The 5,222-nt window shown below is 61.7% G+C and carries 5 protein-coding genes and 1 pseudogene; 3 read left to right on the top strand and 3 right to left on the bottom strand.

Going from position 1 to position 5,222, the window contains the following annotated elements; all coding sequences use genetic code 11:
* On the bottom strand, window positions 1–1,473 hold a 1,473-nt coding region (locus WA989_RS04540; RefSeq protein ID WP_424339319.1), incomplete at its 3' end, for a hypothetical protein.
* Window positions 1,463–1,597, bottom strand: a complete 135-nt coding sequence (locus WA989_RS04535; RefSeq protein WP_424339318.1) for a hypothetical protein — start codon at window positions 1,595–1,597, stop codon at window positions 1,463–1,465. The genes WA989_RS04540 and WA989_RS04535, both read right to left, overlap by 11 nt.
* A 94-nt stretch (window positions 1,598–1,691) precedes the next feature.
* Here WA989_RS04535 and WA989_RS04530 point away from each other — a divergent pair, with 94 nt between their 5' ends.
* The 3 genes from WA989_RS04530 to WA989_RS04520 are packed head-to-tail and all read left to right on the top strand — an operon-like array spanning window position 1,692 to window position 4,674.
* Window positions 1,692–2,273, top strand: a complete 582-nt coding sequence (locus WA989_RS04530) for a shikimate kinase (protein ID WP_424339317.1) — start codon at window positions 1,692–1,694, stop codon at window positions 2,271–2,273.
* Entirely contained in the window at window positions 2,266–3,396 is a 1,131-nt protein-coding gene (gene aroB, locus WA989_RS04525; RefSeq protein ID WP_424339316.1) for a 3-dehydroquinate synthase, read from the top strand. Before WA989_RS04530 ends, aroB begins: the two co-directional genes overlap by 8 nt.
* A gap of 3 nt (window positions 3,397–3,399) precedes the next feature.
* Complete coding sequence (locus WA989_RS04520; RefSeq protein ID WP_424339315.1) at window positions 3,400–4,674, top strand: HlyC/CorC family transporter; 1,275 nt, start codon at window positions 3,400–3,402, stop codon at window positions 4,672–4,674.
* Between the two features lie 28 nt (window positions 4,675–4,702).
* On the opposite strand, the pseudogene WA989_RS04515 reads toward WA989_RS04520, so the two are convergent.
* Window positions 4,703–5,222: pseudogene (locus WA989_RS04515) on the bottom strand (hypothetical protein); the annotation flags it as partial.

The following is a 5,222-nucleotide window of genomic DNA, read 5'->3' as shown; positions in this document are numbered from 1 at the left end:
CGGCACATCAAAGCCAGACCAGAGCGATATGAGCCGCATGGCCTGTTCCTGCTGGCGCGGCTCGATACCGGTCTCGATCAGCACATCGGCCACATCGCTCAGCATGTCATCCGGACTGCGGCCAGCGAGAAGCAGCGCGTAGCCTCTCAGCAGGGCCGCATCAAAGGCTTCAGAATCCGACAACTCATCGAGATCGAGCCCGTTCAGCCAGCGGACCGCGCCTTTTTCATTGCCCGAGGCAAGCGAAGCTGTCGCAAAGATGAGGGCGCCCGCCCGGGTGTCCTCATTCACCGCCAGCTTGCCAAGCTCAGCCTCGAACAGACGCGCCGCGGCAGCGAACGTGTCTTTTGTCCGGGCGGCCTGACGCAGCGCCTCGGCAAGCGCAAGCGCTTGTTCTTCTTCGAGAGAAATCTCATCGACGGGATCGGCATCGAGCGCCTCGTCGCTCACCTCATCAGGCTGGACAGGTTCGATCCAGTCCTCATTCATGGAGCGAAGATCGCGCGGACCCGATCCGCTCGGCGCGGGAGCGATTTCAACGGGCTTCGGCTCCGCCTTGCGGGCAAACACCATGAAGGCCGCCTCGATCGCAGACTCAGGCTCATGGTCGGGCTGCGAGACCAGCGCCTTGTAGATCGCGCGATGGTCCGCCGCAGGGAGCGTGCCGGCTCTTGCCGCCTTGTCGGCTGCCAGCAGGCGAAGCTCGAACGCCAGATCCTCGTCGCGCGCCAGACGAGCGGCAATCTCATCACTCGCACTCTCGACCGTGTCCGCGCTGACCTCAAGGCCTGCAAGCTGTGACAGGGCATAGTCCAGCCCGGACCCATAGCGTGCGTCAGGCCGGTCTTCCCGCTCGCCGATCATTGCGATGGCAACCTCGGAAAACCAGGGTTCGACGCCCTCCTGCTGGGCCGCAATCTCGGTCGAAAGCTCGGCGGAGGCATAGTCTTCCGCCTCGAGCGTGCAAATCGCACGCAGCTGGGCCCAGAAAGCGCCTTCGCCGGCCGGATCCATCTGCCTACAGACAACGTCGAGCCCGCCATTGGCGAGCCGTGCATCCGAGAGGATGGCATCAGGATCGATATGGTCTGGAGCCTCATCCAATTGCCTTGCGAGCGTTGCAGCCGCCTCGTCGTGCCCGAGCAGGACCAGCAGATCGAGCCGCGCCTCCATCAGGGCATCGGCATCCTCGTCTTCCGGTTCCGCCGATGGCGAGCGCATCGCCCGGCTGAGAAGCGCCTGTTCCGCATCAGTCATCGACGATACATCGAGATCGCCGAGCAGACGGAGCAGATAGGAATTGTCCGAGCCAAGCCAGAGGCGCTCGCTGAAACCGGCTTCGCCGCGTTCGAGAAAGCTCACGCCCCAGCTGTCTACATCGTCGAGGCCAGCGGACTGAATCTGAGCCAGCGCCGGCTGAACAGAGGTGGCCGCTGCAAGCGCGAGCGCGCCAAGCAATGCCCTAGAAGACATTCTCTATCTCCACGCGCACCTCGCCGGGCTCGGGCTTTGAAGCATCGACTTCAGTGCCCAGCCACCAGAAAGCTGCAACAACGCCCACAATCAGGACGGCGAACAGGATGAGCCATTTGCGCAATTTAGAACCCTCTTTCCTCCGATGACTTCCACCGGAATCATTGCCCGTATCGTTCGAGCCTGTATAGGACAGTCATAACGCAACCGAAAAGCCCATGACAGCAAACAGCAATTACACAGCAGACGCTGGCAGAATTGAGGCGGCCGTTTCTGACCGTACAATCGCGCTTGTCGGACTGATGGGCGCTGGCAAATCCACCGTTGGGCGGCGGCTTGCAGATGCGCTGAACCGCAAATTCTATGACAGCGATCATGAGATCGAAAAAGCCGCCGGCCTGTCCATCGCTGACATTTTCACCCTGCACGGAGAAGCCGAGTTCCGGCGCGGCGAACGCCGTGTGCTCGAGCGCCTGCTCGGCGATGAACCGCATGTTCTGGCCACCGGCGGCGGCGCCTATCTCGACCCGGAGACGAGAGACCTGCTGCGCGAAAAAGCGATCACCATCTGGCTCAACGCAGACCTTGAAACCCTGTGGCGCCGCGTCTCGCGCCGTAGCCACAGGCCGCTTCTCAAGGCCGAAAACCCAAAAAGCGTCCTCAGCCGCCTGCTGGATGAGCGCCGTCCGATCTATGAACAGGCCGACCTGATCGTCACCAGCCAGGAGGGCCCGCATAAGGCAACCGTCGAATCGATCCTGAAGTCCATCGACGTCTGGTCCAGTTCCCGCCATGGCTGACACGCTTACCTCTCCGCATACCGTTCGCGTCGAGCTCGGCGAGCGCAGCTATGACATCCTGATTGGCTCGGCCCTGCTGTCAAAAGCAGGCGACCATATCGCGCCGCTGGCCAAACAGCCGCGCGCCTTTGTGCTGACGGACGGGACGGTTGGCGGGCTTTACGCCGGCGCTTTGGAAGACAGCTTGCGCGCCGCAGGTCTCACCCTGCATCTGAAAGCCGTCTCCGACGGCGAAGGCTCGAAATCCTGGGACACGCTCGGCGGAGTGCTGGACTGGCTTCTGGCGGAAGGCGCCGGCCGGGACGATGTGCTGGTTGCATTAGGCGGCGGCATTGTCGGCGACCTCACCGGCCTCGCCGCCGCGCTGATGAAACGCGGCATGAAATTCGTTCAGGTGCCGACAACGCTGCTCGCCCAGGTCGACAGTTCGGTTGGCGGCAAGACCGCCGTCAATGCGAGCCAAGGCAAGAATCTGATTGGCGCATTCTACCAGCCTCAGCTCGTCCTCGCAGACACCAGCGTCCTGTCGACCCTGCCCGAACGCGAGCGCCTCGCCGGCTATGCCGAGATCGTTAAATACGCCCTGATCGATGACGCTGACTTCTTCCACTGGCTCGAGCAGAATGGCGCTGATGTCGTCGCGCTTGAGCCAGATGCGCTCGGCCATGCCGTGGCCGTCTCCTGCGCCGCCAAGGCCCGGATCGTCTCACAGGATGAGCGCGAATCGGGCGTGCGCGCCCTGCTCAATCTCGGCCATACATTCGGGCATGCGCTGGAAGCGGCCAATGGTTTCAAGCCGAGCCTGCTGCATGGCGAAGCGGTCGCCGCCGGCATGGCGCTGGCGCTGCGCTATTCGGTCCGCCAGGGCCTGATGGATGGCCAGGATGCACAGCGTGCCAGCCAGTTGCTTGAAAGTGCGGGCCTTGTCACACACTTAAGCCGTCTTCCAGGGGGGCCGTATCCCGCAGATTTTCTTGTCGATGCCATGAAGCAAGACAAGAAGGCGCGCGCAGGCCGTGTCCCGCTCATCCTGGCCCGCGGCCTCGGCCGCGCATTCATAAAGCCGGACGCCGACCTGTCGGATGTCCGGGATTTTCTACAAGAGGAGCTTCAGCAAGGCTGAGCCATGATTATAGGTACATTCGTCGCTATCCTGTTTCTACTCGGGATGTCGGCCTTTTTTTCCGGGTCCGAAACGGCCCTGACAGCCGCCTCCAGAACCCGGCTGCACCAGCTTGAGCGCGAGGGAGACAAGCGCGCAGAGACCGTCAACGGCCTTATCTCCGACCGCGAACGTCTGATCGGCGCCATTCTCCTCGGCAATAATCTAGTCAATATTCTCGCCTCGGCGCTTGCGACCACCTTGTTCGCATCGCTTCTGCCCGGTGCGGCCGGCGTCGCCGTTGCTACAGCCGTGATGACCGTCCTCGTCCTGGTCTTTGCAGAAGTGCTGCCGAAAACCTATGCGATCACCCGCGCGGATTCGATGGCGATGTCGGTCGGGAAGCCGATCAGCTGGCTGGTGGCCGCTGTGTCCTGGATCGTTGTGGTCATTCAGGCCATCGTGAACACAACACTCCGCCTTGTCGGCGCCGGCGCACCGGATGCAAGCTTCACCGCTGAAGAGGAAATCCGCGGCGCGATCGACTTTCACCACTCCGAAGGCGGCGTCGACGAGGCTGACCGCCACCGCCTTGTCGGCGCGCTCGATCTGAAGGACATGACGGTCGAAGAGGTGATGATCCACCGCAAGAACATCACCATGCTGGACGCTTCTCACCCGTCCGCCGAGATCATCAAGCAGGCCCTGAACAGTCCGCACACCCGCATCCCGCTCTACAATGCAGACCAGGATGAGATTGCCGGTGTGCTGCACATGAAAGACCTTCTGCGCGCCGTCGTGCAGGACAAGGGCGACATTGATGACATCGACATCGATACGCTTCTGCGCGAGCCCTGGTTCGTGCCGGAAACGACCCCGCTGCAGGACCAGCTCGACCTCTTCCTCAAAGAGCGCAATCACTTTGCCTTGGTGGTTGACGAATATGGCGAGCTGCAGGGTCTGCTGACGCTGGAAGATATCCTCGAGGAAATTGTCGGCGACATTCGCGACGAGCATGATGTGCCGATCCAGGGCGTTCGCCCGCAGGCCGATGGCTCTGTCATTGTCGAAGGCTGGGTGACCATTCGCGATCTCAATCGCGCGACAGGCTGGAACCTGCCGGACAATGAGGCCGTGACCGTCGCGGGCCTCGTCATCCACGAAGCTCAGACGATTCCTGAGCCAGGCCAGCGCTTCTCCTTCCACGCCCACCGCTTCGATATCATTCGCAAGACCCGCAACCAGATCACCGGCCTTCGCGTCGCGCCGATTCCGGAAGAGGTTGAGGAGGAATCGTGACGCCGAGCACCCCATCCGTGCCAGCGTGCTATCCTAAACTTGTCGAAGGGTTCTGAGCCAGGCGTCCTTTGCGTCTGAACAGCAAAGTCCGAATAAGATAGAACAGCATCAGCAATATGATGAGCAGTTCCGGGACCGACAAGAGTCCAGATTGCTGAACCCATTCCGGGAAAGCTTTGGCCCCCGGCCCTGTAAAGGCAGAACCAGCTGCGATAAAGAAGCCCGTCAGCATTCGCCACAGGTGTCGCGCGATCGCATGCGGCGCCGACACTCTCGACCGAAAGATGATGCTGATGTCTCCCACGGCTGCGATGCCGGACAAGCCCGCAAGGAACAGGTAGTTCCCAGCAGCGAAACCGAATATCTGCCCGCCCTGCGCTGATAAACCTATACCCCCTAATACAAGCAGTGCCGCACAATTGACGGCGTTGACCATACCCAGACTCCAGCCGAACGCCCGGTGTTCCGGCACGCGCCTTCGGGCGGAAAGCCAACCTGACAGGACAAGATAGGCCCCCAGCAGTCCGGCAAAGAAGGTAATGAAGAAC

Source organism: Henriciella sp., assembly GCF_049649345.1.
In the GTDB taxonomy this organism is placed as follows: domain Bacteria; phylum Pseudomonadota; class Alphaproteobacteria; order Caulobacterales; family Hyphomonadaceae; genus Henriciella.
The sequence above is the reverse complement of the archived record's forward strand: the minus strand, read 5'-3'. Positions and strand labels throughout refer to the sequence as shown.